At 58.3% G+C, this 26,189-nt stretch carries 25 protein-coding genes; 17 read left to right on the top strand and 8 right to left on the bottom strand.

Going from position 1 to position 26,189, the window contains the following annotated elements:
- Positions 1-97 precede the first annotated feature (97 nt).
- A complete protein-coding gene (fumA, locus tag AB8804_RS14095) occupies positions 98-1,744 on the bottom strand; it encodes a class I fumarate hydratase FumA (RefSeq protein WP_371187139.1) in 1,647 nt (548 codons plus the stop codon).
- Positions 1,745-1,943: 199 nt separating this feature from the next.
- On the opposite strand from fumA, the gene manA reads away from it, so the two are divergent.
- Positions 1,944-3,119, top strand: a complete 1,176-nt coding sequence (gene manA / locus AB8804_RS14090) for a mannose-6-phosphate isomerase (protein WP_371187137.1) — start codon at positions 1,944-1,946, stop codon at positions 3,117-3,119.
- Positions 3,120-3,217: 98 nt separating this feature from the next.
- Positions 3,218-4,750: a YdgA family protein gene (locus AB8804_RS14085; RefSeq protein ID WP_371187135.1), complete on the top strand. Its 1,533-nt coding sequence runs from the start codon at positions 3,218-3,220 to the stop codon at positions 4,748-4,750.
- Between the two features lie 60 nt (positions 4,751-4,810).
- On the opposite strand, the gene AB8804_RS14080 is transcribed toward AB8804_RS14085, so the two are convergent.
- On the bottom strand, positions 4,811-5,836 hold the full coding sequence (locus AB8804_RS14080; protein ID WP_371187133.1) for a Mal regulon transcriptional regulator MalI: 1,026 nt from the start codon (positions 5,834-5,836) through the stop codon (positions 4,811-4,813).
- 176 nt (positions 5,837-6,012) lie between these two features.
- Here AB8804_RS14080 and malX point away from each other — a divergent pair, with 176 nt between their 5' ends.
- From malX to add, 3 genes are all read left to right on the top strand, one after another.
- The gene (gene malX / locus AB8804_RS14075; protein ID WP_371187131.1) at positions 6,013-7,602 is read left to right on the top strand and encodes a maltose/glucose-specific PTS transporter subunit IIBC; all 1,590 of its coding nucleotides are present in this window, start codon (positions 6,013-6,015) and stop codon (positions 7,600-7,602) included.
- Between the two features lie 48 nt (positions 7,603-7,650).
- Complete coding sequence (locus tag AB8804_RS14070) at positions 7,651-8,823, top strand: MalY/PatB family protein (RefSeq protein WP_371187129.1); 1,173 nt, start codon at positions 7,651-7,653, stop codon at positions 8,821-8,823.
- Between the two features lie 97 nt (positions 8,824-8,920).
- Positions 8,921-9,922 carry an adenosine deaminase gene (add, locus tag AB8804_RS14065; protein WP_371187127.1) on the top strand — a complete coding sequence of 334 codons (1,002 nt, stop codon included), beginning with the start codon at positions 8,921-8,923 and terminating at the stop codon, positions 9,920-9,922.
- A 54-nt stretch (positions 9,923-9,976) separates the two neighbouring features.
- Here add and AB8804_RS14060 read toward each other — a convergent pair whose 3' ends face one another.
- Positions 9,977-11,017, bottom strand: coding sequence for an oxidoreductase (locus AB8804_RS14060; RefSeq protein ID WP_371187125.1), 1,041 nt, complete (start codon positions 11,015-11,017; stop codon positions 9,977-9,979).
- Between the two features lie 234 nt (positions 11,018-11,251).
- On the opposite strand from AB8804_RS14060, the gene blr reads away from it, so the two are divergent.
- The 12 genes from blr to gstA all read left to right on the top strand — a co-directional run bounded on the left by blr (position 11,252) and on the right by gstA (position 21,439).
- Entirely contained in the window at positions 11,252-11,389 is a 138-nt protein-coding gene (gene blr, locus AB8804_RS14055) for a division septum protein Blr (RefSeq protein WP_371187123.1), read from the top strand.
- Positions 11,390-11,618: 229 nt separating this feature from the next.
- Positions 11,619-11,834 carry a transcription modulator YdgT gene (gene ydgT / locus AB8804_RS14050; protein ID WP_000217941.1) on the top strand — a complete coding sequence of 72 codons (216 nt, stop codon included), beginning with the start codon at positions 11,619-11,621 and terminating at the stop codon, positions 11,832-11,834.
- An 87-nt stretch (positions 11,835-11,921) separates the two neighbouring features.
- Positions 11,922-12,362: a DUF2569 domain-containing protein gene (locus tag AB8804_RS14045; RefSeq protein WP_371187117.1), complete on the top strand. Its 441-nt coding sequence runs from the start codon at positions 11,922-11,924 to the stop codon at positions 12,360-12,362.
- A gap of 77 nt (positions 12,363-12,439) precedes the next feature.
- Positions 12,440-13,021 (top strand): electron transport complex subunit RsxA, encoded by a 582-nt coding sequence (rsxA, locus tag AB8804_RS14040; protein WP_371187115.1) that lies wholly within the window; start codon positions 12,440-12,442, stop codon positions 13,019-13,021.
- A complete protein-coding gene (gene rsxB, locus AB8804_RS14035; protein WP_371187113.1) occupies positions 13,021-13,599 on the top strand; it encodes an electron transport complex subunit RsxB in 579 nt (192 codons plus the stop codon). The genes rsxA and rsxB overlap by 1 nt, the downstream gene beginning before the upstream one ends.
- Complete coding sequence (gene rsxC / locus AB8804_RS14030; RefSeq protein WP_371187111.1) at positions 13,592-15,613, top strand: electron transport complex subunit RsxC; 2,022 nt, start codon at positions 13,592-13,594, stop codon at positions 15,611-15,613. Before rsxB ends, rsxC begins: the two co-directional genes overlap by 8 nt.
- Positions 15,614-16,666 (top strand): electron transport complex subunit RsxD, encoded by a 1,053-nt coding sequence (gene rsxD / locus AB8804_RS14025; RefSeq protein ID WP_371187109.1) that lies wholly within the window; start codon positions 15,614-15,616, stop codon positions 16,664-16,666.
- A gap of 10 nt (positions 16,667-16,676) precedes the next feature.
- Complete coding sequence (gene rsxG / locus AB8804_RS14020; protein WP_371187107.1) at positions 16,677-17,297, top strand: electron transport complex subunit RsxG; 621 nt, start codon at positions 16,677-16,679, stop codon at positions 17,295-17,297.
- 2 nt (positions 17,298-17,299) lie between these two features.
- Complete coding sequence (locus AB8804_RS14015; protein ID WP_371187105.1) at positions 17,300-17,986, top strand: electron transport complex subunit E; 687 nt, start codon at positions 17,300-17,302, stop codon at positions 17,984-17,986.
- Entirely contained in the window at positions 17,983-18,618 is a 636-nt protein-coding gene (gene nth / locus AB8804_RS14010) for an endonuclease III (protein ID WP_371187103.1), read from the top strand. Before AB8804_RS14015 ends, nth begins: the two co-directional genes overlap by 4 nt.
- Before the next feature lie 601 nt (positions 18,619-19,219).
- Complete coding sequence (gene dtpA / locus AB8804_RS14005; RefSeq protein ID WP_371187101.1) at positions 19,220-20,728, top strand: dipeptide/tripeptide permease DtpA; 1,509 nt, start codon at positions 19,220-19,222, stop codon at positions 20,726-20,728.
- A gap of 105 nt (positions 20,729-20,833) precedes the next feature.
- Positions 20,834-21,439, top strand: coding sequence for a glutathione transferase GstA (gstA, locus tag AB8804_RS14000; protein ID WP_371187098.1), 606 nt, complete (start codon positions 20,834-20,836; stop codon positions 21,437-21,439).
- Between the two features lie 96 nt (positions 21,440-21,535).
- On the opposite strand, the gene pdxY is transcribed toward gstA, so the two are convergent.
- The 5 genes from pdxY to anmK form a co-directional block, all read right to left on the bottom strand.
- Positions 21,536-22,396: a pyridoxal kinase PdxY gene (gene pdxY / locus AB8804_RS13995; RefSeq protein WP_371187096.1), complete on the bottom strand. Its 861-nt coding sequence runs from the start codon at positions 22,394-22,396 to the stop codon at positions 21,536-21,538.
- A gap of 67 nt (positions 22,397-22,463) precedes the next feature.
- The gene (tyrS, locus tag AB8804_RS13990; protein WP_371187094.1) at positions 22,464-23,738 is read right to left on the bottom strand and encodes a tyrosine--tRNA ligase; all 1,275 of its coding nucleotides are present in this window, start codon (positions 23,736-23,738) and stop codon (positions 22,464-22,466) included.
- A gap of 124 nt (positions 23,739-23,862) precedes the next feature.
- Entirely contained in the window at positions 23,863-24,519 is a 657-nt protein-coding gene (pdxH, locus tag AB8804_RS13985) for a pyridoxamine 5'-phosphate oxidase (protein WP_370965202.1), read from the bottom strand.
- Positions 24,520-24,576: 57 nt separating this feature from the next.
- On the bottom strand, positions 24,577-24,900 hold the full coding sequence (mliC, locus tag AB8804_RS13980) for a C-type lysozyme inhibitor (protein WP_371187092.1): 324 nt from the start codon (positions 24,898-24,900) through the stop codon (positions 24,577-24,579).
- Positions 24,901-24,994: 94 nt separating this feature from the next.
- Positions 24,995-26,119 carry an anhydro-N-acetylmuramic acid kinase gene (anmK, locus tag AB8804_RS13975; protein ID WP_371187090.1) on the bottom strand — a complete coding sequence of 375 codons (1,125 nt, stop codon included), beginning with the start codon at positions 26,117-26,119 and terminating at the stop codon, positions 24,995-24,997.
- Between the last annotated feature and the right edge of the window lie 70 nt (positions 26,120-26,189).

The following is a 26,189-nucleotide window of genomic DNA, read 5'->3' as shown; positions in this document are numbered from 1 at the left end:
CTGAGAAACGATATGGCGCTTTGTGCGCTCTTGTGGTGTCGGGTGGCGCTAACGCTTACCCGACCTACGAGAATATAGGCCGGGTAATGTCGTCAAATTACTTCACGCAGGCCGAACACTGGGAAGACTGGATCTGCTTGAAGAAGTCATTGCCTTTGTCATCCACGAGGATAAACGCCGGGAAGTCTTCCACCTCAATTTTCCAGATAGCCTCCATGCCCAGCTCCGGATATTCCACGCACTCCAAGCTCTTGATGCTGCCCTGCGCCAGCACCGCTGCCGGGCCGCCGATGCTGCCGAGGTAGAAGCCGCCGTGCTTGTGGCACGCGTCCGTTACCTGCTGGCTGCGATTGCCCTTCGCCAGCATGATCATGCTGCCGCCGTTGGCCTGAAGCTGGTCAACGTAGGAGTCCATGCGGCCCGCGGTGGTTGGGCCTAACGAACCGGAGGCATAGCCTTCCGGCGTTTTCGCCGGGCCCGCGTAGTAGATCGGGTGATCCTTGATGTACTGCGGCAGCCCTTCGCCGTTGTCCAGGCGCTCTTGCAGCTTCGCATGGGCGATGTCGCGGCCGACGATAATCGTGCCGTTCAGGGAAAGCCGGGTGGAGACCGGGTACTGGGAAAGCTGCGCCAGGATCTCGTTCATCGGGCGGTTCAGGTCAACGCGCACCGCCTCGCCCTCGCCCGCTTTACGCAACGCTTCAGGGATGTATTTGCCGGGGTTATTTTCCAGCTTTTCGATCCAGATGCCGTCGCGGTTAATCTTCGCCTTGATGTTGCGGTCCGCCGAGCAGGAGACGCCCATCCCGACCGGGCAGGACGCGCCGTGGCGCGGCAGGCGGATCACGCGGATGTCGTGGGCAAAGTATTTACCGCCGAACTGCGCGCCGAGCCCCAGGTTCTGCGCTTCGGTCAGCAGCTCCTGCTCAAGCTGCACGTCGCGGAACGCCTGGCCGTGTTCGTTACCCTCGGTAGGCAGGCCGTCATAGTACTTCGTCGACGCCAGCTTCACGGTTTTGAGGGTGCTTTCCGCCGAGGTGCCGCCAATCACGAACGCGATGTGGTACGGCGGACAGGCGGCGGTACCGAGCGTGCGCATTTTCTCAACCAGATAGTTCTTCAGCTTGCCCGGCGTGAGCAGCGCTTTGGTTTCCTGGTAAAGATAGGTTTTGTTGGCCGAGCCGCCGCCCTTGGCGATGCACAGGAATTTGTACTCGTCGCCGTCCACGCTGTAGAGGTCGATCTGCGCGGGCAGGTTGGTGCCGGTGTTGACCTCTTTGTACATGTCCAGCGCCGCGTTTTGCGAATAGCGCAGGTTGTCTTCGATGTAGGTGTTGTAAACGCCGTGCGCCAGCGCCGCTTCGTCACCGCCGCCGGTCCAGACGCGCTGGCCCTTTTTGCCGGTAATGATTGCGGTGCCGGTGTCCTGGCAGGTTGGCAGAATGCCCTTGGCGGCAATATCGGAGTTGCGCAGGAACTGCAGCGCAACGTATTTATCGTTTTCGCTGGCCTGCGGATCGCTCAGGATATCGGCAACCTGCTGCTGGTGCGCCGGACGGAGCATAAAGGAGGCATCGTGAAACGCCTGCTGGGCAAGCAGCGTCAGCGCCTGCGGGTCAACCTTGAGGATCTCCTGCCCTTCGAACTCGGAAACGGAAACGTAATCGCGGGTTAAGAGGTAATACTCGGTTTGGTCCTTACTCAGCGGGAAAGGATCCTGATAATGGAAGGGTTTATTCGACATTGTTCTCTCACTTACTGCTTCGGTCTGATTAGTGAGGGCAGATGTTCCGCTGCCCGGCTTAAAAGCGAGTTAGCTTATCCTACACAATTTTTTAACAAAAACTGAGACTAGGACGACTTTTTGCTTCCGAAGGTTACTTCCACGCAGTTTATTGCTTTAATACGCGGAGTTAATTCCACATTTGAATCAGGGCTTGATAATGCAAAAACTCATCAACTCAGTGCAAAACTACGCCTGGGGAAGTAAAACTGCGTTAACGGATCTCTACGGTATCGCGAACCCAAACAACCTGCCGATGGCAGAACTGTGGATGGGCGCGCACCCGAAGAGCAGCTCAAAAATCGCCGACGCCAACGGTGAAACCCGCAGCCTGCGCGACGCGATCGACGCGGATAAAGCCGCACTGCTGGGCGAGAAGGTGGCGAACCGCTTCGGCGAGCTGCCGTTCCTGTTTAAGGTGCTGTGCGCCGATCAGCCGCTTTCCATTCAGGTCCATCCGAATAAAAAAGCCTCCGAAATTGGCTTTGCGAAAGAAAACGCGGCTGGCATTCCGCTGGACGCCGCCGAGCGTAACTACAAAGATCCTAACCACAAGCCGGAGCTGGTTTTCGCCCTTACCCCTTTCCTGGCGATGAACGCGTTTCGCGAGTTTTCCGAGATTATCTCCCTGCTGCAGCCGGTCGCGGGCGCGAACAACGCCATCGCCCACTTCCTGGAAAACCCGAACGCGGAAGGCCTGAGCCAGCTGTTTGCCAGCCTGCTGAACATGCAGGGTGAAGAAAAGGCGCACGCGCTGGCGATACTTAAGGCCGCGCTGGGCAGCCAGCAGGGCGAGCCGTGGGACACCATTCGCGTTATCGCAGAATTTTACCCGGACGACAGTGGCCTGTTCTCCCCGCTGCTGCTCAACGTGGTGAAGCTCAATCCGGGCGAAGCGATGTTCCTGTTTGCCGAAACCCCGCACGCCTACCTGCAGGGCGTGGCGCTCGAGGTCATGGCGAACTCCGACAACGTGCTGCGCGCGGGCCTGACGCCGAAGTACATCGATATCCCCGAGCTGGTCGCCAACGTGAAGTTTGTCGCCAAACCGGCGGCCGAGCTGCTGACCCAGCCCGTGCAGCACGGTGCGGAGCTGGACTTCCCTATTCCGGTGGATGATTTTGCCTTCTCTCTGCACGACCTGAGCAGCACCGAAACGTCCGTGTCGCAGGACAGCGCGGCCATTATGTTCTGCGTGGAAGGTGAAGCGGTACTCGCAAAAGGCGAACAGCGCCTGGTGCTTAAACCCGGCGAGTCGGCATTCGTTGCGGCGAATGAATCTCCGGTCAGCGTGAGCGGCACCGGCCGCCTGGCGCGCGTTTTCAATAAGCTATAAGCACTTACTGAATTTTTTAACAACTCTTGCTAAGCTAGTTAAAGACTTTATCACCGGGCGGTTATGGACCGCCTGGTTTCATTTTAGGGATAATCGCAATGAAAAAATCGGTCGTAGCGGTAGGCGTGATTGTAGCTCTGGGCGTGGTCTGGACGGGCGCCTCATGGTTTACCGGCAAACAGCTGGAAGGTCGCCTGGCAGAAATGATGGCGCAGGCAAACAGCGAAATTAAGCGCAGCGCGCCGGAAGCCGGCATTGAGCTGAGCTACCAGGACTACCAGCGCGGCGTCTTTACCAGCCATATGCAGGTCGTGGTTAAGCCCGTCGCGGGCAGCCAAAATTCATGGCTTAAGCCAGGGCAAAGCGTGGTGCTGGACGAGGCGGTCAGCCACGGTCCCTTCCCGCTGGCGCAGCTAAAAACCTTCAACCTGATCCCGTCGATGGCGTCAGCCAGAACCGTATTGGTCAACAATGAGGTCACGAAGCCTCTCTTTGATATGGCGAAAAATACCTCGCCGTTTGAGATCAATACCCGCATCGGCTATTCCGGTGATACCCACTCCGATATCGATCTGAAAGCGCTGAACTACGAAAACGGTACCGATAAGGTGGCCTTCAGCGGCGGTAATTTCCAGCTTGAGGCCGATCGTGACGGTAAAACCGTCTCCCTGACCGGGGAAGCCGAAAGCGGTCTGGTCAATGCCGTTAATGAATACAACCAGAAAGTTCAGCTCACCTTCAATAACATCAAAGCCAGCGGCAACAGCCGGATGACCGATTTTGATGAGCGCATTGGCGATCAAAAGTTGAGTCTTGAAAAGCTGGCTATTGCCGTTGAGGGCAAAGAGATGGCGGTGCTGGAAGGCATGGATCTCGACGGTAAATCTGACGTTTCCAAAGACGGCAAGAGCATCAATACCCAGCTCGATTACACCCTCAAGAGCCTGAAGGTGCAGAATCAGGACCTGGGCACCGGCAGGCTGTCACTGAAGATTGGCAATATCGACGGCAAGGCGTGGCATGAATTTAGCCAGAAATACGGCAAAGAAAGCCAGGCGCTGCTGACCGACGCTAAGATGCAGCAGAATCCGGTCGTTTATCAGCAGCAGGCCATGGCGGTGCTGTTTAATAATCTGCCGATCCTGCTTAAAGGCGAGCCGGTGATCACCGTTGCGCCGCTGAGCTGGAAAAACAGCAAGGGCGAAACCAACCTGAACCTGTCGCTGTTCCTGAAGGATCCGTCTGCTGCCACGGGCGAGCCGCAGACGCTGTCGCAGCAAGTGGACCGCGGCGTGAAGTCCCTCGACAGCAAGCTGACCATTCCGATGGACATGGCGACCGAGTTTATGACCCAGATTGCGAAGCTGGAAGGTTATGGCGATGACGATGCCGGCAAGCTGGCGAGCCAGCAGGTGAAAGGCCTGGCGGCAATGGGCCAGATGTTCCGCATCACCAAAGTGGAAGACAACACCATCTCCACCAGCCTGCAGTACGCCAGCGGCCAGGTGACCCTCAACGGCGATAAAATGCCGCTGGATGTCTTTGTTAGCATGTTTGGCATGCCAACGCTGGGCGTACCACAGCCTGCGGAACCGGCAGCACCGGCTACGCCTCCGGCACCACAGCAGTAAAAAAAAGCCCCTCGTCGAGGGGCTTTTTTATTGCCGGGTGGCGGCTGCGTCGTACCCGGCCTACGGTGTCACCAGCCGCGCCGCCACGATCTGATGCCCGATCTGCGCGTCCGCTTTTTCAATCCGCTGCATGATTCTGTCTGCCAGGGTGTAGCCCATTTCCCGCGCGGGCGTGGTCGCCCAGACGATGGGCAGATCGTCGAGCGCATTTTCCCCCACGTCGGCGAATGCCCCGAGCGCAAGCTGCTGGCCAAAGAAGGTTTCTACGCCGCCCTCGCCGCTCTGGCGGCCCGCACGCAGTAAGCCGAACCAGGCACCCATCGCGATGATGTCGTTATAGCAAATCACCGCGCTGAGGGTGGGATAGCTGCGCAGCAGCGTGCCTATCGCCTCTGCCGCTTTCTTCTGGCTGGAATCACACTCCACGACCCATTCGCTATGGAACGGCAGGCCAAACTTAATCAGCGTGGCGCAGTAGCCGCCGACGCGCTCGGCGCGCGTTAGGGACGAGCTTTTTCCGCCGAGCCAGGCAATGCGCTGATGGCCGCGGCGGATAAGATGCTCGGTCAGCATCTGCGCCGCCTGCATGTTGTCCGGGCGCAGCGTATCGGCCTCGTCCAGATAGCTGGCGCGCGACGCGAAGACCAGCGGCACGCCCTTCGCCGCGGCGCGTTCGCACAGCTCGCTCCCCACGCCGGACGCCCCGGCAATAATAATGCCGTCGACGCCCTGCGCCAGCAGCATATCCAGCCGCTGAAGCAGCTGATCCGCCTCCCGCCCGCCGTGCAGTAAAAACACCATTCTGCCCTGCGTTTCCAGCGCCTCGGTCAGCCCGGCGGTAAGCTCGGCATAAAAGGGAGAGGTCAGGTCGCGCACAATCAGGCCAATCACGCCGCTTTGCCCGCCCCGCAGCACCGACGCCTGACGGTTACGCACAAATCCAAGCTGTTCGATAGCTTCGTTGACGCGCTGGCCGGTGGCGGAAGAGATGCGCCCTTTCCCGCTCAGCACCAGCGACACGGTGCTGACGGAGACCCCCGCCGCCAGCGCGACATCATTGATAGTGATTTTTTTCGCAACAGCCATGCGTGGCGTGACTCCCTGTAATGAGATCGGTAAAACGTTTTATCAATAAGGTCTCTTTATACTACCACTCAAAGCGCAGGAATGTGATTTAGCGCGCACTAAACTTTGGTAAAACGTTTTATCTTCTCGCCATCACAAGCAGGTCATTATCGTTTAAATTATCAAGGAGTCGTTTTATGACGGCGAAAGCAGCACAAAAAATATCGCTGTGGGAGTTTTTCCAGCAACTGGGTAAAACCTTTATGCTGCCCGTGGCGCTTCTCTCTTTCTGCGGGATCATGCTGGGGATCGGCAGCTCGCTGAGCAGCCACGATGTCATCACCCTCATCCCGTTCCTCGGCAACCCTGTGCTGCAGGCAATCTTTATCTGGATGAGCAAGGTCGGTTCGTTTGCCTTTAGCTTCCTGCCCGTGATGTTCTGCATCGCCATCCCGCTGGGCCTGGCGCGCGAGAACAAAGGCGTCGCGGCGTTCGCGGGTTTTGTTGGCTACGCGGTGATGAACCTCGCGGTTAACTTCTGGCTGACGGCGAAAGGCATTCTGCCGACCACCGACGCTGCCGTCCTGAAAGCGAACAACATTCAGAGCGTGATCGGCATTCAGTCTATCGATACCGGTATTCTCGGCGCGGTGATTGCAGGCGTAATTATCTGGATGCTGCACGAGCGCTTCCACAACATCCGCCTGCCGGACGCGCTGGCCTTCTTCGGCGGGACCCGCTTTGTACCGATCATCACGCTGGTGGTGATGGGGCTGTTCGGGCTGGTCATTCCGCTGATTTGGCCGGTCTTCGCAATGGGCATTACCGGCATTGGCCGCATCATTAACGGCGCGGGTGATTTCGGCCCGATGATTTTCGGTACCGGCGAGCGTCTGCTGCTGCCGTTTGGCCTGCAGCATATTCTGGTGGCCCTGATCCGCTTTACCGAAGCGGGCGGCACCATGGACGTGTGCGGCCACGACGTGAGCGGCGCGCTGACCATCTTCCAGGCGCAGCTGAGCTGCCCGACCACGCACGGCTTCTCTGAAAGCGCAACCCGCTTCCTGTCTCAGGGCAAAATGCCGGCCTTCCTCGGCGGCCTGCCGGGCGCGGCGCTGGCGATGTACCACTGCGCACGCCCGGAAAACCGTCACAAAATTAAAGGGCTGCTGATCTCCGGCGTGATTGCCTGCGTCGTGGGCGGAACCACTGAGCCAATCGAGTTCCTGTTCCTGTTCGTCGCGCCGGTGCTGTACCTCATCCACGCCGTGCTGACCGGTCTTGGCTTCACCGTGATGGCCGTGCTGGGCGTGACCATCGGCAACACCGACGGCAACGTGATCGACTTCGTGGTGTTCGGTATTCTGCACGGCCTGTCCACCAAGTGGTATCTGGTGCCGGTTGTGGCGGCGATTTGGTTCGCGGTGTACTACGGGATCTTCCGCTTCGCCATCACCCGCTTCAACCTGAAAACGCCGGGTCGCGACGTGGACACCGCCAGCGTAGAGCAGGCGGTTGCGGGTACGGTCGGCAAATCCGGCTACAACACCCCTGCTATTCTGGCAGCCCTGGGCGGCGCGGATAACATTACCTCGCTGGACAACTGCATCACCCGCCTGCGCCTGTCGGTGGCGGATATGTCTAAGGTGAATACCGACGCGCTCAAAGCCAACCGGGCTATCGGCGTGGTACAGTTAAATGAGCATAATTTGCAGGTGGTTATCGGCCCGCAGGTGCAGTCAGTGAAGGACGAGCTGGCCACCCTGATGCGAACAGTAGAAGCCTGATGCCTCGCCCCCTCGCCACGAGGGGGTTTTACTTTTAGGAGCACCGTCATGTTTGATTTTTCAACCGTCGTGGATCGCCACGGCACCTGGTGTACGCAGTGGGATTACGTCGCGGACCGCTTTGGCGCCGCCGACCTGCTGCCCTTCACCATCTCCGATATGGACTTTGCCACCGCCCCCTGCATTACCGACGCGCTGCACCAGCGTATTAACCACGGCGTGTTCGGCTACAGCCGCTGGAAAAACGATGAGTTTCTGGCCGCCGTGGCCCACTGGTTCCGGCAGCGCTTTGGCTGTCATATCGACACCGAATCCGTGGTTTACGGTCCGTCCGTCATTTACATGGTGTCCGAGCTGATCCGCATCTGGTCAAAACCGGGTGACGGCATCGTGGTCCACACACCCGCTTACGATGCGTTCTATAAAGCCATCGAGGGCAACGACCGCCGCGTCGTGCCCGTTGCGATGGAGAAAAGCGCCTCGGGCTGGCAGGGCAACATGGCGGCGCTTGAAGCCGAGCTGGCGAAACCAGAGAACAAAATCCTGCTGCTGTGCAGCCCGCAAAACCCGACCGGCAAGGTCTGGACGCGGGACGAGCTGGCGACCATGGCCGCGCTGAGCGCCCGCTTTGACGTCGCGGTTATCAGCGATGAAATCCACATGGATATGGTCTGGGGAAACCACGTCCACACGCCGTGGAGCGCGGTGGCGCAGGGAAAATGGGCGCTGCTGACGTCCGGCTCCAAGAGCTTCAATATTCCCGCCCTTACCGGCGCATACGGGCTTATCGGCGACGACGCGAGCCGCGGCGCGTACATGAGCGCCCTGAAGGGTCGCGACGGGCTCTCTTCCCCTTCCGTGCTGGCGCTGACCGCGCACATCGCGGCCTACCAGCAGGGAGCGGCATGGCTGGACGCCCTGCGCGGCTATCTGGAGGACAATCTGCAGTACGTTGCGCGGGAGTTAAACAGCGCTTTTCCGAATCTGGGCTGGCAGCCGCCGGAGGCGACCTATCTTGCCTGGATCGACCTGCGCCCGCTGAATATTGACGAGCACGCGCTGCAAAAAATTCTGATTGAGCAGCAAAAGGTGGCGATCATGCCGGGATATACCTACGGCGCGGAAGGAAGTGGATTTGTGCGTCTGAACGCGGGCTGCCCACGCAGTAAACTTGAGCAAGGCGTGCAGCGGCTTATCGCGGGGATTAACGCGCTCCTGTAAAACACTTGCGCAACGGAATATTCCCTTGCGCAAATAGCTTTTTACCTCGTTTTGTTTTTATAATGTGGCGCACTTTAACCAGAAAAAGAGTGCGACCATGATTGATACACGCCTTCCCCTCACCGACATTCATCGTCACCTTGACGGCAACATTCGTGCCCAAACCATCCTCGATCTTGGCCGCCAGTTCAACTTAACGCTTCCAGCCCAAACGCTCGAAACGCTTATCCCGCACGTTCAGGTCACCTCCAATGAGCCCGATCTGGTCAGCTTCCTGAGCAAACTCGACTGGGGCGTCAAGATGCTGGCCTCGCTGGACGCCTGCCGCCGCGTGGCGTTTGAGAACATTGAGGATGCGGCCCGCAACGGCCTGCACTACGTCGAGCTGCGTTTCTCTCCGGGCTATATGGCCATGACCCACGGCCTGCCCGTTGCGGGCGTGGTGGAAGCGGTCATCGAGGGCGTGCGCGAAGGCTGCGAGGCCTTCAACGTCCAGGCCCGCCTGATTGGCATCATGAGCCGCACCTTCGGCGAAGCGGCCTGCCTGCAGGAGCTTGAGGCCCTGCTGGCGCACCGCGATCGCATCACCGCCGTGGATCTCGCGGGCGACGAGCTGGGCTTCCCGGGCAGCCTATTCCTCTCCCACTTCAACCGCGCGCGCGACGCGGGCTGGCATGTTACCGTGCACGCGGGCGAAGCCGCCGGTCCGGAAAGCATCTGGCAGGCGATCCGCGAGCTGGGCGCAGAGCGCGTCGGCCACGGCGTGAAGGCGGTTGAAGATCGCGCGCTGATGGATTTCCTCGCCGAGCAGCGTATCGGAATTGAATCCTGTCTGACCTCCAACATCCAGACCAGCACCGTGGCGACGCTCGATAAGCATCCGCTGAAAACGTTCCTGGAACACGGCGTGCTGGCCTCGCTGAACACGGACGATCCGGCGGTTCAGGGCGTGGATATTATCCATGAATACAACATCGCCGCCCCTGAGGCCGGGCTGAGCCGCGAGCAGATCCGTCAGGCGCAGATCAACGGCCTGGAGATGGCCTTCCTGACGCCGCAAGAGAAGCAGGCGCTGCGGGACAAGGTGGCCGCTGCGTAAGCCTTTTTGCCGGGTAGCGGCTGCGCCTTACCCGGCCTACAACGTCTCTGTACCTTATGCCAGACAAAGCGTAGCGCGATGTTTGGCAGATTCTATCCCCAGCTCGATCAGCTCCATAATCTGAATCGCCTGGCTGGCCGGGACCGGGTTTTCCCCTGAACCGTTCAGCGCATCTCGGATGGCCGCGTAGTAGGCCGGATAGTTGCCCGGGGTCGTCAGCAGCGTCTCTTCCACCCGCTCCTCACCCTCCGCGCGCGTCACCACGCCGTCGCGCATGTCGTATCCCCAGTCCTCCTGCGGCAATCGCTCCCCGCTCTTCAGGCGCTCCTCCTGCGGATCCAGGCCAAACTTAACGTAGCTGCCGCGCGTGCCGTGAAGGATATAGCGCGCGGACTCGGCGGCAGCCACCATCGTGCCGTGCAGGACAACGCGGCGCTGCGGGTAGCTGAGGATGGCGTGAAAATAGTCGGTGGTCTGCGCGCCCGGCCTGAGCTGGGCAAGATCGACGGTCAGGCTGACCGGCAGGCCAAAGAGATTGACGGCCTGGTCGAGCAGATGCGGAGCTAGGTCATACCAGATGCCGCTGCCCGGCCCGGCCTGCTCCCGCCAGCGGTCGCGAACCTGAGGGCGAAAGCGGTCAAAGTGCGATTCAAAATAGGTGATTTCCCCCAGGGTGCCCTCGCCGATAAGCGTTTTTACGGTCAGAAAATCACTGTCCCAGCGGCGGTTGTGAAAGACCGACAGCAGCTTGCCAAAGCTTCTTGCCAGCGCATCCAGTTCGCGAGCCTGTGACAACGTCACGGTAAAGGGCTTATCCACGACCACATGCTTACCGGCTTCCAGCGCGGCCTTTGCCAGCGGAAAGTGGGTGTCGTTCGGGGTAGGAATAACGATTACATCAATATTAGGGTCGTTAAAAAGATGCTTTGGCTCGGAAACCACCGGAACGCTGGGCCAGTCGGCCTGCACTTTTGCCGCATCGCTGCTTGCAACGGCGGCCAGCACCATCCCCGGCGTGCCGGAAATCAGCGGCGCGTGAAACGTTTTGCCTGCGTATCCATAGCCAATCAGCCCGACACGGATGTTTTCACTCATAGCATTACCCTCTCGCGTGATGTGCTTATCTCGTGCTGGCATTTCCCCACGCCGTGACGGATTAATCATGCGCCAGCGCTTTAAAGATAGCACCCCGTGCCAGCCATTTTTGTTACATTTGAATACCCTGCTGATATAGTTTAGGGGGGAACCGTTCCCAAAGCACTTGCCGAGAGGAATAACGCGCTGTAACATTCGCAATCTGAATTTATGGATAAATTGCAAGTGCCAATCATGACGACAATTATTACTCGAATCATTGAATTAGCGGGATGGGTTGTTCTCGGTGTTTCTGTTATCTCGCTCGGCATCGCCAGCCATATTGATAACTACCAGCCGCCAGAGCCCGTTGCAGCCGTTCAGCCTAAGTAATCCCTGCCAGCATGACGGGTGGCATAATCAGTCGGTTACTTATTGCCAGCGATGTTGAACAGCGTTAACCTTCTTCCCAGGCATCGTCTGATGCCTGAATTTCTTCAAAGAAAACTCCTAATTTCGGTACATCATCTGAGTGATCAGTTTACGTCTTTTTTAATCCGTTTATTATTCAAACGAAATACCTGCTTGGGAATGACTCACCTTTATATGGAAGCTTATTAAAATGACGGTTCAGGATTATTTATTAAAATTTCGTAAAATCAATTCGCTTGAAAGCCTGGAAAAACTGTTTGACCATCTTAACTACACGCTGTCGGATAATCAGGACATCATCAATATGTATCGCGCCGCTGACCATCGCCGGGCGGAGCTTGTCTCGGGCGGGCGTCTGTTCAACGTGGGCGAGGTGCCTAAATCCGTATGGCGCTACGTCGTATAAGTCAGTAGCCATCGGCGCGAAATGTTATATACTCTCCGCCCTGCAAATTAGCTGTACAACATTTCGCGCAGACTTATGGGAGAGCTCATGACCGCATCGCCTGGAGAAAGAATTGGAGGCTGGTTAATCGCCCCGCTGGCATGGTTGCTGGTTGCATTATTAAGCGCATCGCTGGCGCTTCTGCTTTATACCGCCTCATTGATCACCCCGCAGACTCTTCAGACCCTGATGTCCCAGAGCACGCTGAATATTGCGATATGGTTTGCCTCCTTCGGGTTTGCGATCGCCATGTGGTACTACACGCTGTGGCTGACGATAGCCTTCTTTAAGCGGCGCAAAAGCGTGCCGAAGCATTACATCATCTGGCTGCTGGTCTCCGTACTGCTGGCCATGAAGGCATTTGCCTTTTCGCCGGTTTCGGATGCGCTGGCCGTTCGTCAGCTTCTGTTCCCTCTGCTGGCCACGGCGCTTATGGTGCCCTATTTCAAGCGCTCGACGCGGGTGAAAAATACCTTCGTTAACCCGTAATACCCTTACAGTTAACCTGTTGTCGCCCGTTGTGGTTTATCCGATAATAGGCGGCTTTTTTTATTTCAGGCTAAATAATGACCGATTACTTACTGCTTTTTGTCGGCACCGTGCTGGTTAACAACTTCGTGCTGGTAAAGTTCCTTGGCCTGTGCCCGTTTATGGGCGTCTCCAAAAAGCTGGAGACGGCGATGGGCATGGGGCTGGCGACCACGTTCGTCATGACCCTCGCGTCCATTTGCGCCTGGTGGATTGACACCTGGATTCTGATCCCGCTGGAGTTGACCTACCTGCGCACGCTGGCCTTTATTCTGGTCATCGCGGTGGTGGTGCAATTTACCGAAATGGTGGTGCGTAAAACCAGCCCGGCGCTGTATCGCCTGCTGGGGATTTTTCTGCCGCTCATTACCACCAACTGCGCGGTGCTGGGCGTTGCGCTGCTGAACATCAACCTCGGCCATAACTTCCTGCAATCGGCGCTGTACGGCTTCTCCGCCGCCGTCGGTTTCTCATTCGTTATGGTCCTGTTCGCGTCCATTCGCGAACGTCTGGCCGCGGCAGATATCCCCGCGCCGTTTCGCGGTAACGCCATTGCGCTGGTGACCGCAGGATTAATGTCTCTGGCCTTTATGGGCTTTAGTGGTCTGGTGAAGTTGTAATGAGTGCTATCTGGATTGCCATCGCGTCAATTAGCGTGCTGGGGCTGGTGTTTGGCATCATCCTCGGCTACGCGTCCCGCCGCTTTGCGGTAGAGGACGACCCGGTTGTCGAAAAAATTGATGAGCTGCTGCCGCAGAGCCAGTGCGGGCAGTGCGGCTACCCGGGATGCCGCCCCTACGCCGAAGCCGTCGGCGTTCAGGGCGAGAAGATTAACCGCTGCGCGCCGGGTGGTGAAGCGGTGATGCTGAAAATCGCCGCCCTGCTTAACGTTGACCCGCAGCCCGTCGACGGTGACGAGGACGTGCAGGAGCCCGTTCGCGCGCTCGCGGTGATCGACGAAGCGAACTGCATCGGCTGCACCAAGTGCATTCAGGCATGCCCCGTAGACGCCATCGTCGGCGCTACCCGCGCCATGCACACCGTCGTGGCGGATCTGTGCACCGGCTGCAACCTCTGCGTGGCCCCTTGCCCGACGCAGTGTATAGAATTGCGCCCGGTTGAAACGACTACCGACAGCTGGAAGTGGGATCTTCAAACCATTCCGGTTCGTATCATTCCTGTGGAACAACATGCTTAAGTTATTTTCTGCTTTCAGAAAAGAGAAGATCTGGGATTTCGACGGCGGCATTCATCCGCCCGAAATGAAAACCCAGTCCAACGGCACGCCGCTGCGCCAGCTTCCGCTGGCGACGCGCTACGCGATGCCGCTTAAACAGCATATCGGCGCCGAGGGCGAGCTGTGCGTGAAGGAAGGCGATAACGTCCTGCGCGGCCAGCCGCTGACCTTCGGGCGCGGGCGCATGCTGCCGGTTCACGCCCCAACCTCCGGTAAAGTGGTGGCGATCGCTCCTCATACCGTCGCCCACCCTTCCGCGCTGTCGGAACTCAGCGTGATTATTGAGGCAGACGGCGAAGATCGCTGGATCGATCGTGACGGCTGGAGCGACTATCGCGCCCACAGCCGCGAGGCGCTGATTGAGCGTATCCATCAGTTCGGCGTGGCCGGGCTGGGCGGCGCGGGCTTCCCGACCGGCACCAAGCTGCGCGGCGGCGGCGACAAAATCCAGACCCTGATTATCAACGCCGCCGAGTGCGAGCCTTATATCACCGCTGACGACCGCTTAATGCAGGACTGCGCCGCGCAGGTAGTGGAAGGCATTCGCATCCTTGCGCACATCCTCCAGCCCCGCGAGGTGCTGATCGGCATTGAGGACAACAAGCCGCAGGCCATCTCGATGCTGCGCGCGGTGCTGGCGGGCTGCCACGACATTAGCCTGCGCGTGATCCCAACCAAATACCCTTCGGGCGGCGCAAAGCAGCTGACGCAGATCCTGACTGGTAAGCAGGTGCCGCACGGCGGCCGCTCCTCGGATATCGGCGTGCTGATGCAGAACGTCGGTACCGCCTATGCGGTGAAGCGCGCCGTGGTGGACGGAGAGCCATTAACGGAGCGCGTGGTGACCCTGACGGGCGAATCCGTCTCCCGCCCGGGCAACGTCTGGGCGCGTCTCGGCACGCCGGTTCGTCATCTGCTTGAGCAGGCGGGGTTCTGCCCCGGCAGCGAGCAGATGGTCATCATGGGCGGCCCGCTGATGGGCTTTACCCTGCCCTGGCTGGACGTTCCCGTCGTTAAGATCACCAACTGCCTGCTGGCACCCTCCCCAACCGAGATGGGCGAAGAGCAGGAAGAGAAAGGCTGTATCCGCTGCAGCGCCTGCGCGGACGCCTGCCCGGCGGATCTGCTGCCGCAGCAGCTCTACTGGTACAGCAAGGGCCAGCTGCACGATAAAGCACAGGCGCATAACCTTGCCGACTGCATCGAGTGCGGCGCCTGCGCGTGGGTCTGCCCGAGCAATATTCCGCTGGTGCAGTACTTCCGCCAGGAGAAGGCCGAAATTTACGCCATCTCGATGGAAGAAAAACGCGCCGCTGAGGCAAAAGCCCGCTTTGAAGCGCGTCAGGCGCGCCTGGAGCGCGAGAAGCTGGCCCGCCAAGAGCGGCACAAGCAGGCCGCCGTTCAGCCTGCAGAGAAGGACCAGGACGCCATTAACGCCGCGCTGGCGCGCGTGCGTGAGAAAAAAGCTAACGCGGCGCAGGCCGTGGTGATCCCTGCGGGCGCGAAGCCGGACAACAGCGAAGCGATCGCCGCCCGTGAAGCGCGCAAAGCCGAGGCCCGCGCGCGCCAGGCGGAAAAAGCGCAGATCGCGCAGTCTGAAGCGGACGCCGATCCGCGTAAAGCCGCGGTGGAAGCGGCTATCGCCCGCGCTAAGGCCCGTAAGGCCGCACAGCAGGACGTGGTGATTGAGGCCGAGCCGGTCGATCCGCGCAAGGCTGCGGTGGAAGCCGCGGTTGCCCGCGCCAAGGCCCGTAAAGCGGCCCAGGCAGCCCCCGCGGAAGAGACGCCTGTGCCGGTTGATCCGCGCAAAGCCGCCGTTGAGGCCGCTATCGCTCGCGCCAAAGCGCGCAAAGCGGCGCAGCAGGAAGAACAAGCACCGGCTGCAAACGATGACCCACGCAAGGCCGCAGTCGCTGCCGCGATTGCGCGCGTTCAGGCAAAGAAAGCCGCGCAGCAAGCAGTTAACGAGGATTAAATGGTTTTCAGAATCGCAAGTTCCCCTTACACCCATAACCAGCGCCAGACGTCGCGCATTATGATGCTGGTCTGCCTGGCGGCCCTGCCCGGCATCGCCGTACAGTTCTGGTTTTTTGGCTGGGGCACGCTTGTTCAGCTCGTCCTTGGCTGCGCCAGCGCGCTGGCGGCAGAAGCCGCCGTGCTTAAGCTGCGCAAAATGAACGTTACCCGCGTCCTCGGCGATAACTCGGCGCTGCTTACCGGCCTGCTGCTGGCCATCAGTATTCCGCCGTTTGCGCCGTGGTGGATGGTGGTGCTGGGTACCGTCTTCGCGGTCATTATCGCCAAGCAGCTGTACGGCGGGCTGGGCCATAATCCGTTTAATCCGGCGATGATCGGCTACGTGGTGCTGCTCATCTCCTTCCCGGTCCAGATGACCAGCTGGCTGCCGCCGCATGATATCGCCACGACGGTGCCGGGCTTTATGGACGCGCTGCAGGTTATTTTTACCGGCCACACGGCGCTCGGCGCGGACATGAACGCGCTGCGCATGGGCGTAGACGGGATCAGCCAGGCGACGCCGCTGGACACCTTTAAAACATCCCTGCACGCCGGACAAAGCGTTGAGCAGATCATGAAATCCGCGATTTACAGCGGCGTGCTGGCGGGCGCGGGCTGGCAGTGGGTTAACCTCGCGTATCTGCTGGGCGGCGTCTTCCTGCTGTGGAAAAAGGCGATTCGCTGGCATATTCCGGTCAGCTTTATCGCCACGCTGGCGGTGTGCTCGACGCTTGGCTGGATTTTCTCGCCTGAATCACTGGCAAGCCCGCAGATGCACCTGCTCTCCGGCGCAACCATGCTCGGCGCGTTCTTTATCCTCACCGATCCGGTCACCGCGTCGACGACCAACCGCGGTCGCCTGATTTTCGGCGCGCTGGCGGGGCTGCTGGTCTGGCTGATCCGCAGCTTCGGCGGCTACCCTGACGGCGTCGCTTTCGCGGTGCTGCTGGCGAATATCACCGTTCCGCTCATCGACTACTACACGCGTCCGCGCGTGTACGGCCACCGCTAAGGGTCTCGCCATGCTAAAGACAATGCAAAAACACGGCGTCACGCTGGCCATTTTCGCCGCGACCCTGACGGGATTAACCGCGCTGGTGAACGAGCTCACGAAAACCACCATCGACGAGCAGGCGGTTAAGCAGCAAAAGGCGCTCTTCGACCAGGTGATCCCTTCTGACTTCTACGATAATGACCTGCAGAAAAGCTGCTTTGTCGTGCAGGCCCCGCAGTTAGGCAAAGGAACGCACAGGGTGTTTATTGCGCGCAAGGGCGATACGCCGGTGGGCGCGGTCATGGAAGCGACGGCGCCGGACGGCTATTCGGGCGCTATTCAACTGCTGGTCGGGACGGATTTTTCCGGTACCGTTCTCGGCACCCGCGTGACCGAACATCACGAAACGCCCGGCCTTGGCGACAAAATTGAACCTCGCCTGAGCGACTGGATTTTGCACTTTGCCGGCAAGGTAATTCACGGCGAAAATGACGCCGCGTTTGCGGTGAAGAAAGACGGCGGTGAATTCGACCAGTTCACCGGCGCAACCATCACGCCGCGCGCGGTCGTTAACGCCGTTAAGCGCGCCGGACTATACGCAGAAACGCTGCCCGCGCAGATTAACAATCTTACCGCCTGTGAGGAGTAATCATGAGCCAGGTTAAAGAGGTTATCGTTCAGGGGCTCTGGAAAAACAACTCCGCCCTGGTTCAGCTGCTGGGGATGTGTCCGCTGCTGGCGGTGACGTCCACCGCGACAAACGCGCTTGGCCTTGGGCTGGCAACCACGCTGGTGCTGACCCTGACCAACCTGTCCATCTCCGCTCTGCGCCGCTGGACGCCGACGGAAATTCGTATTCCGATTTATGTAATGATCATCGCCTCGGTGGTGAGTATCGTGCAGATGCTGATTAACGCCTACGCGTTCGGCCTGTACCAGTCCCTCGGGATATTTATTCCGCTCATCGTGACCAACTGTATCGTAGTCGGTCGCGCCGAGGCCTTTGCGGTGAAAAATAGCCCCGCCATGTCGGCGCTCGACGGTTTTTCTATCGGTATGGGCGCAACCGGCGCGATGTTTGTGCTGGGCTCAATGCGCGAGATTCTCGGCAACGGCACGCTGTTTGACGGCGCGGACGCGCTGCTGGGCGGCTGGGCGAAATCCCTGCGCATCGAGGTTTTCCACACCGACACGCCGTTCCTGCTGGCGATGCTGCCGCCGGGCGCGTTTATTGGCCTGGGCATGATGCTGGCGGTAAAATACCTCATTGATGAAAAACGCAAGCGCCGCGCCGCCGAGCGCAGCGTTCAGGAAGGGATACCCGAGAAGGCTATATGAATAAAGAGAAACGCATCGCCATTCTGACCCGGCTGCGCGATGAGAATCCGCACCCCACGACGGAGCTGAACTTTACGTCCCCCTTCGAGCTGCTGATCGCGGTGCTGCTCTCTGCTCAGGCCACGGACGTGAGCGTCAACAAGGCGACGGCGCGGCTCTACTCCGTCGCTAACACGCCGCAGGCGATGCTCGAGCTGGGCGTTGACGGCGTGAAGTCGTATATCAAAACCATCGGCCTGTTTAACAGCAAGGCGGAGAACGTCATTAAAACCTGCCGCATCCTTCTGGAGCAGCACGGCGGAGAAGTTCCGGAAGATCGCGCGGCGCTAGAGGCGCTGCCCGGCGTGGGGCGTAAAACCGCTAACGTGGTGCTCAATACCGCGTTTGGCTGGCCGACCATCGCGGTCGACACGCATATTTTCCGCGTCTCAAACCGGACAAACTTCGCCCCCGGCAAGAACGTCGAGCAGGTTGAAGAGAAGCTGCTCAAAGTGGTTCCCGCGGAGTTTAAGGTGGACTGCCACCACTGGCTGATTTTACACGGGCGCTATACCTGCATCGCGCGCAAGCCGCGCTGCGGTTCGTGCATTATTGAAGATCTGTGTGAATACAAAGAAAAGGTCTACGGCTGACATAACCCTGCCATTCAAAGCCTTACAAAAGGAAGGTCAACTGTTAACCTTCCTTTTCGCCGCACCCTCTACGCCTTTTCCTTTTGACGACTTCGCGATCCTGCGGTTAATTAACACTCAAACAGGTTAATTGTTTTTTCGTCACCAAAAATTTCTATACATATGTGATCGCGATCACTCTGATAACGTCATGTTGTTTTTTTGTTGAAGAAACCCCGCTAAGCCTCTCTCCAGCAAGGGCCAAAGTCATTTCAGGCCGCAGATAAGACCAGTCATTTTTCAGAATACAGGCTATATCACTGCCATCAAGGACAAATAGCAGAACATATCGCCATACAGCCATTTTCATGGGCCTCCAGTAGTGAAAAAAACTACTAAAAATCAACCATCAAAATTTAACGCTAAATAACATTTAGATGACGGGTCGATTATAGCGATTCGGATATATGTAACAGAGTATGTCAAACGTATTGCCAGAACGTTCAGGATAGTGAACATTACCTGCCGTTTCCCCCTCCCAATATAACTATAAAGCGGATGGACTACGGTCATCACGCTATGAACACCCCCGTTAATATGGGATGTAAAAAAAGAGGTATATGTGTCTACTGCAAACAATAAACCAACAGATGAAAGCGTGAGCATGAACGCTTTTAAACAGCCAAAAGCGTTTTATCTCATCTTCTCTATTGAGTTATGGGAGCGTTTTGGTTACTACGGCCTGCAAGGGATCATGGCGGTCTACCTGGTAAAACAGCTGGGTATGTCAGAAGCCGATTCCATCACGCTGTTCTCCTCCTTTAGTGCTTTGGTTTACGGTCTGGTCGCTATCGGCGGCTGGCTGGGCGACAAAGTGCTCGGTACCAAACGCGTTATTATGTTAGGTGCCATTGTCCTGGCCATTGGTTACGGCCTGGTTGCATGGTCTGGCCACGATGCGGCCGTGGTTTATATGGGTATGGCGACAATCGCCGTGGGTAACGGCCTGTTCAAAGCCAACCCGTCTTCCCTGCTGTCGACCTGCTACAGCAAAGATGACCCGCGTCTGGACGGTGCATTCACCATGTACTACATGTCCATCAACATCGGCTCCTTCTTCTCTATGCTGGCAACGCCGTGGCTGGCTGCGAAGTTTGGCTGGAGCGTCGCGTTCGCGCTGAGCTTCGTCGGTATGCTGATCACCGTGGTGAACTTCCTGTTCTGCCGCAGCTGGGTGAAAGACTACGGTTCTAAACCTGACTTCGCGCCGGTACACATGGGCAAACTGCTGGCAACGATCGCAGGCGTCGTGGTTCTGGTCGCTATCGCCACCTGGCTACTGCACAACCAGGGTATCGCGCGCGCCGTGCTGGGCGTTGTCGCACTCGGTATCGTGATTATCTTTGGTAAAGAAGCCTTTGCCATGCAGGGTGCCGCTCGCCGCAAGATGATTGTTGCCTTCATTCTGATGGTAGAAGCGATTGTCTTCTTCGTGCTGTACAGCCAGATGCCAACCTCTCTGAACTTCTTCGCCATCCGTAACGTTGAGCACTCCATCCTGGGTATCGCGTTCGAGCCGGAGCAGTATCAGGCGCTGAACCCGTTCTGGATCATGATCGGTAGCCCGATTCTGGCCGCTATCTATAACAAGATGGGCGACCGCCTGCCGATGCCGCACAAATTTGCTATCGGCATGGTGCTGTGCTCCGGTGCGTTCCTGGTGCTGCCGCTGGGTGCGAAGTTCGCTACCGACGCGGGTATCGTCTCCGTTAACTGGCTGATCCTGAGCTACGCCCTGCAGTCTATCGGCGAGCTGATGATCTCCGGTCTGGGTCTGGCAATGGTTGCGCAGCTGGTTCCACAGCGTCTGATGGGCTTCATCATGGGCAGCTGGTTCCTGACCACGGCTGGCGCAGCGATCATCGCCGGTAAGATTGCAAACCTGATGGCGGTGCCAGAAAACGTGACCGATCCGCTGGTTTCTTTGAACGTGTACGGTACCGTGTTCATGCAGATTGGTATCGCCACCGCGGTCATCGCCGTGCTGATGCTGCTGACCGCACCAAAACTGAATCGTATGACTCAGGACGACGACAAAGACGCTAAAGCGAACCAAACCGCTACCGCGTAACGTCATCGGGAAACGACTGAACGAAAGCCGCTAATGCATTAGCGGCTTTTTTTTTATTAGAACGCGCACTAACATAGCTGGAACCTCAGCAAAAAGGAGTTACCGATGAAACTGTTCTACAAACCGGGCGCGTGCTCTCTTGCTTCCCATATTACCCTTCGCGAGAGCGGCAAAGATTTCACGCTTGATGGCGTTGACCTGATGAAAAAACGCCTGGAAAACGGCGATGACTTTTTTGCCATTAACCCGAAAGGACAAGTGCCCGCCCTGCTGCTGGACGACGGTACGCTTCTGACGGAAGGCGTGGCGATCATGCAATACCTGGCCGACGGCGTGCCCGATCGCCAGCTGCTGGCCCCAACCAGCAGCATTGCGCGCTATAAGACGCTGGAGTGGCTGAACTATATCGCAACGGAACTGCATAAAGGCTTTACGCCGCTGTTCCGTCCGGACACGCCGGAAGAGTACAAGCCTACCGTGCGCACTCTGCTGGAGAAAAAGCTGAAGTATATTGACGAGTCGTTGAAAGACGATCAGTGGATTTGCGGCGCGCGTTTCACCATTGCCGACGCCTATCTGTTCACTGTTCTGCGCTGGGCGCGCGCGGTTAAGCTGAATCTGGAAGGATTAAACCATATCGCGTCGTATATGGAGCGCGTCGCGGCGCGTCCTGCTGTGGCTGCGGCGCTGAAGGCGGAAGGGTTGAACTAACCGAGCGGCCTGTGTTGCCGGGTGGCGCTGACGCTTACCCGGCCTACAAATCCCAATCCCGCAGGCCCGTGCAAGCGCAGCGCCGCCGGGTGATGTTTAAAGCTGCGTGGCGCTAAAATAGTGCTCCGGCTTCGCAATACGGTCCTGCGCCGCCACGACCTGAAGCTCGTATTCCCGCATATCCTTCGTCGCAATCATAATTTCATACACTGCTGCCGTCACGTGCTCAAGGGCATCGCGCAGGGCCGCCCCCTGCAGCAGCTTAACCAGCAGCAGGCCGCTGGTCACGTCGCCCACGCCAACCGGCTGCCGGGTACCGAAGTCCACCAGCGGACGGCTGATGTGCCACGCGTCGCTTTTAGTGACCAGCAGCATCTCAAAATGGTCCTGGCTCAGGCCTGCGCGCGCGAGGTGTTTAATCAGTACAATCTCAGGCCCCTGCGCAATAAGCTCGCGAGAGGCGCTTACGGCCTCTTCTACGCTGTTGACCGGGTGCTCGCAAAGGATCTCCAGCTCAATCAGGTTCGGCGCGATGATATCGCTCGCGGGAAGCGCGTGACGAACGTGAAACTCCGCCACGCCGGGCGCAACGATGCAGCCTTTTTCCGGGTGGCCCATCACCGGATCGCAAAAGTACTTTGCCGCCGGATTGGCCGCTTTTACCTGACGAACGATGCCAAGAATGTGCTCGCCCTGCTCCGCCGAGCCGAGATAGCCGCTCAACACGGCGTCACAGCGCTTGAGCTGGTCGATATCCGCGATGCCCTGCACAATCTCCGTGAGGTGGGAAGGCGGCATCACGCAGCCGGTCCATTTGCCGTACTGCGTATGGTTAGAGAACTGTACCGTATTGAGGGGCCAGACGTTGGCACCGAGGCGGCGCATGGGAAATTCCGCTGCGCTATTGCCAGCATGCCCAAAAACAACATGGGACTGGATGGCGAGAATATTCTTCATTTTTTTGCTTACCACACCCTGAAAATACAAAAGGGGCGTGGTTTCCCACGCCCCTGGCTACTTTTACTTACTTCCAGCAAACCAGACAGTAGTTTTTCTTACCGCGACGCAGCAGCGTGTAGCGGCCATACAGGCGATCGCCGTCGACGAAGGTATACTCCGGGTCGGCCTGCTTCTCGCCGTTGATGGTGATCGCGTTAGAGGCGATGGTTTTGCGCGCCTGGCCGCGGGACGGCTGCAGCTCGGAATCCACCAGCGCCTGCATCAGGTCGGCACCTTTTTCCATCTCGACCATCGGCACGCCGTCCTGCGCCAGCTGCTCGAAATCTTCTTCGCTCAGGTCGCTCAGCGTACCGTTAAACAGGCTTGCGGTAATGCGTTTTGCCGCCGCCAGGCCTTCTTCGCCGTGAACCAGTTTGGTCACTTCGTCTGCCAGCACGTACTGGGCGCGAGGCGCTTTGCCGCTGTTTTTGTCTTCTTCTTCCAGGGCATTGATCGCTTCAATGTCCATGAAGGTGAAGAACTTCAGGAAGCGGTAAACGTCGGCGTCCGCGGTGTTGATCCAGAACTGGTAGAATTTGTACGGGCTGGTTTTCTTCGGATCGAGCCATACCGCGCCGCCTTCGGTTTTACCGAATTTAGTGCCGTCCGCTTTGGTGATCAGCGGAACGGTCAGGCCAAAGACCTGATTCTGGTGCAGGCGACGGGTCAAATCGATACCGGAGGTGATGTTGCCCCACTGGTCAGAACCGCCAATCTGCAGGGAAACGCCGTGCAGCTTGTTCAGGCAGGCAAAGTCATAGCCCTGCAGCAGGTTGTAAGAGAACTCGGTAAAGGAGATCCCTTGGTCGTCGCGGTTCAAGCGCTGCTTCACGGCTTCTTTGTTAATCATCTGGTTAACAGAGAAGTGTTTGCCGATGTCGCGCAGGAAGGTCAGCACGTTCATGCCGCCAAACCAGTCGTAGTTGTTCGCGGCAATCGCAGCGTTATCGCCGCAGTTGAAGTCGAGGAAAGGCGCAACCTGTTTGCGGATCTTATCCACCCACTCCTGCACGGTGTCTTCGGTGTTCAGTTTACGCTCGGCGGCTTTAAAGCTTGGGTCACCAATCAGACCGGTAGCGCCGCCGACCAGTGCGACAGGCTTATGCCCCGCCTGCTGGAAGCGTTTCAGGCACAACAATGGAACAAGATGCCCCAAGTGCAAGCTGTCAGCGGTGGGATCGAAGCCGCAATAGAGCGCGATCGGGCCTTGCGCCAGTCGCTCTGCTAACGCTTCTTCGTCCGTCACCTGGGCCACGAGGCCCCGCTCTTGCAATTGTTTAATCAAGTTACTGCTTGCCATCAAATTCTCCATGTATAAACGACTGCACCTTTGCCGGTACACGACTTTTCGCCTGGTGCGAAAGGACCATAGAATAAAGCGCTGGCGCACGTAGCGCTAGCGCTTAACACAACAAATTTGGGGATTACGGTGCCAGTCTGTCGATTTTCCAGCCGCTGTCCTCGCGCTGGTATAAAAAGCGGTCGTGGAGACGATGTTCGCCGCCCTGCCAGAACTCCATCTGCTCAATGGGAATGCGGAATCCGCCCCAGAAGCTCGGCAGCGGCACTTCCCCCTGCTGGAACTTCTGTTTGAGTTCAAGGAACTTGCTCTCAAGCACGCCGCGAGCCGAAATACGGCTGGACTGCTTAGAGACCCAGGCGCCAATCTGGCTGTCGCGCGGACGGCTGTGGAAATACTTGACCACTTCCAGCGTGGAGAGACGCTCGGCCTTGCCGGTGACCATCACCTGACGCTCGAGCATATGCCACGGGAAAAGCAGGCTGATGCGCGGGTTGTTTTCCAGGTGGTGGGCTTTACGGCTGCCGAGGTTGGTGTAGAACACCAGCCCTTTTTCATCATAGTGCTTGAGCAGCACGATGCGCTGATAGGGCTGGCCGTTTTCATCAACCGTGGCGACAACCATCGCCGTAGGATCGGCAAGCTTCGCTTCGCAGGCCTGTTTCAGCCAGCGTTCAAAAAGCACCAGCGGTTCGGCGGGAAGATCCTGGCGGCGCAGACCGCCTTTGGTGTATTCACGGCGCAGATGCGCAATTTGCTGCAGTTCGTCGTTATCTGACATGGCGTTAGCTGAAATAGACATTGGGTGACGCTATTGTGCGCCGCCCCTGTGAAAATCTCAACGCTTCGGGTTTTGGAGCTGGCAATTGTTTAGCACGATGCTGTCGCGCTTATACACCGTGGCTTCGTCACCTTTTGACCAGAAGACGTAGATCCCGTCCGTGTAGCGCGCGCCGGAGGCCGACATGCCCTGCTTCAGGGTGAGCAATTTGTTATCGTAAACGAAGCTCGCTTCCTGCCGCGGGTTGTTGATTTTCACGGTCAACGGTTTTTCATCGCAGCGATACTCCAGCGTATCGGTCTGCATGCGCTCAACCAGCTGATTGTAGGTGCTGCACCCTGACAGCAATAAAGGTACGACAATAAGAAGATATTTTTTCATGGACGTGTTCCAAAGACTTTCCCGGTCGTGGAGGTCATGGCTGCCCTCCCGTTTCCCATCAATAGTAACGACTACGCCTAGCGCTGAATTTCAGTTAACTCTGATTATGTCGCGGATTCGCCGGGAAAATTGCCCCGAGGACGCTTGCCTCCCGCGCGCCGGTCACGGAGGGTAAATTGCCCGGTAGACCCGCGACGGTACGCCAGGCAAGCCAGGCAAAGGCCAGCGCCTCCATGTCGTCGCCGCTGATCCCGGCTTCATCGGTGGTCGTGACTTCAGTACCCGGCAGCAGCGCAGCCAGACGCGCCATCACCAGCGGGTTTCGACTCCCACCGCCGCAGACCAGCAGACGTTCGCACCCGCCGCTCAGCAGCACCTGCTCAGAAACAGAAACGGCGGTTAATTCCGCCAGCGTCGCCTGAACGTCCCGAGCCGCCAAGGCCGGGAATGGCTGCAGCTGACGCTCAAGCCAGGCGTAGTTGAAGTACTCGCGCCCGGTGCTTTTCGGTGCCGGCTGCGCGAAATAGAGATCGCTTAGCATGGACTGCAGCAGCGGCAGAATGACTTTACCTTCGCTGGCCCACTGCGCGTCTTTATCGTAAGGCTTAGCGCATTGACGCCAAATCCAGGCATCCATCAGCATATTGCCCGGGCCGGTATCGTAGCCGCGCACCGGCTGCCCGGGGATAAGCATGGACAGGTTCGCAATCCCGCCGATATTAAGCACCATGCGACGCTCCGTCGGGTGTGCCAGCAGCGCCTGATGAAACGCGGGCACCAGCGGCGCGCCCTGCCCGCCAAGCGCAATGTCACGACGACGAAAATCGCCCACCACCGTCACGCCCGTCTTCGCCACAATCTGATTGTTGTCGCCAATTTGCATCGTATGCGGGGATTCGCCGGTTGGTTCATGCCAGACCGTCTGGCCATGACAGCCAATCGCCACGATATCCTGCGGCTTGAGCTTTTCCCGATCCATCAGCGCCTGCACCGCATCGGCAAAAAGCGCCCCCAGCCGCACGTCCAGCTGGCCAAGCTGCGAAAGCGTGAGCTGCTGACCCTGGCAGATATTCAAAATATCCTCTTTCAGCGAGACGGGGATCGGCCACGTCAGGCTTGCCTGCTGCGCCACCATGTTTTCATCGATTGCGGCCAGAACAACATCAACTCCATCAAGACTGGTGCCTGACATCACACCCATGTAGCGACCCGATTTCATGCGCTTTCCTTACGTTGCGAGGGCTTGGGGTAAACACTCCACCATAAACAGCGTTGCTTTGCCATGCGCC

It is taken from the genome of Enterobacter sp. KBR-315C3_2022 (assembly GCF_041399425.1).
Lineage (GTDB): Bacteria > Pseudomonadota > Gammaproteobacteria > Enterobacterales > Enterobacteriaceae > Enterobacter.
The sequence above is the reverse complement of the archived record's forward strand: the minus strand, read 5'-3'. Positions and strand labels throughout refer to the sequence as shown.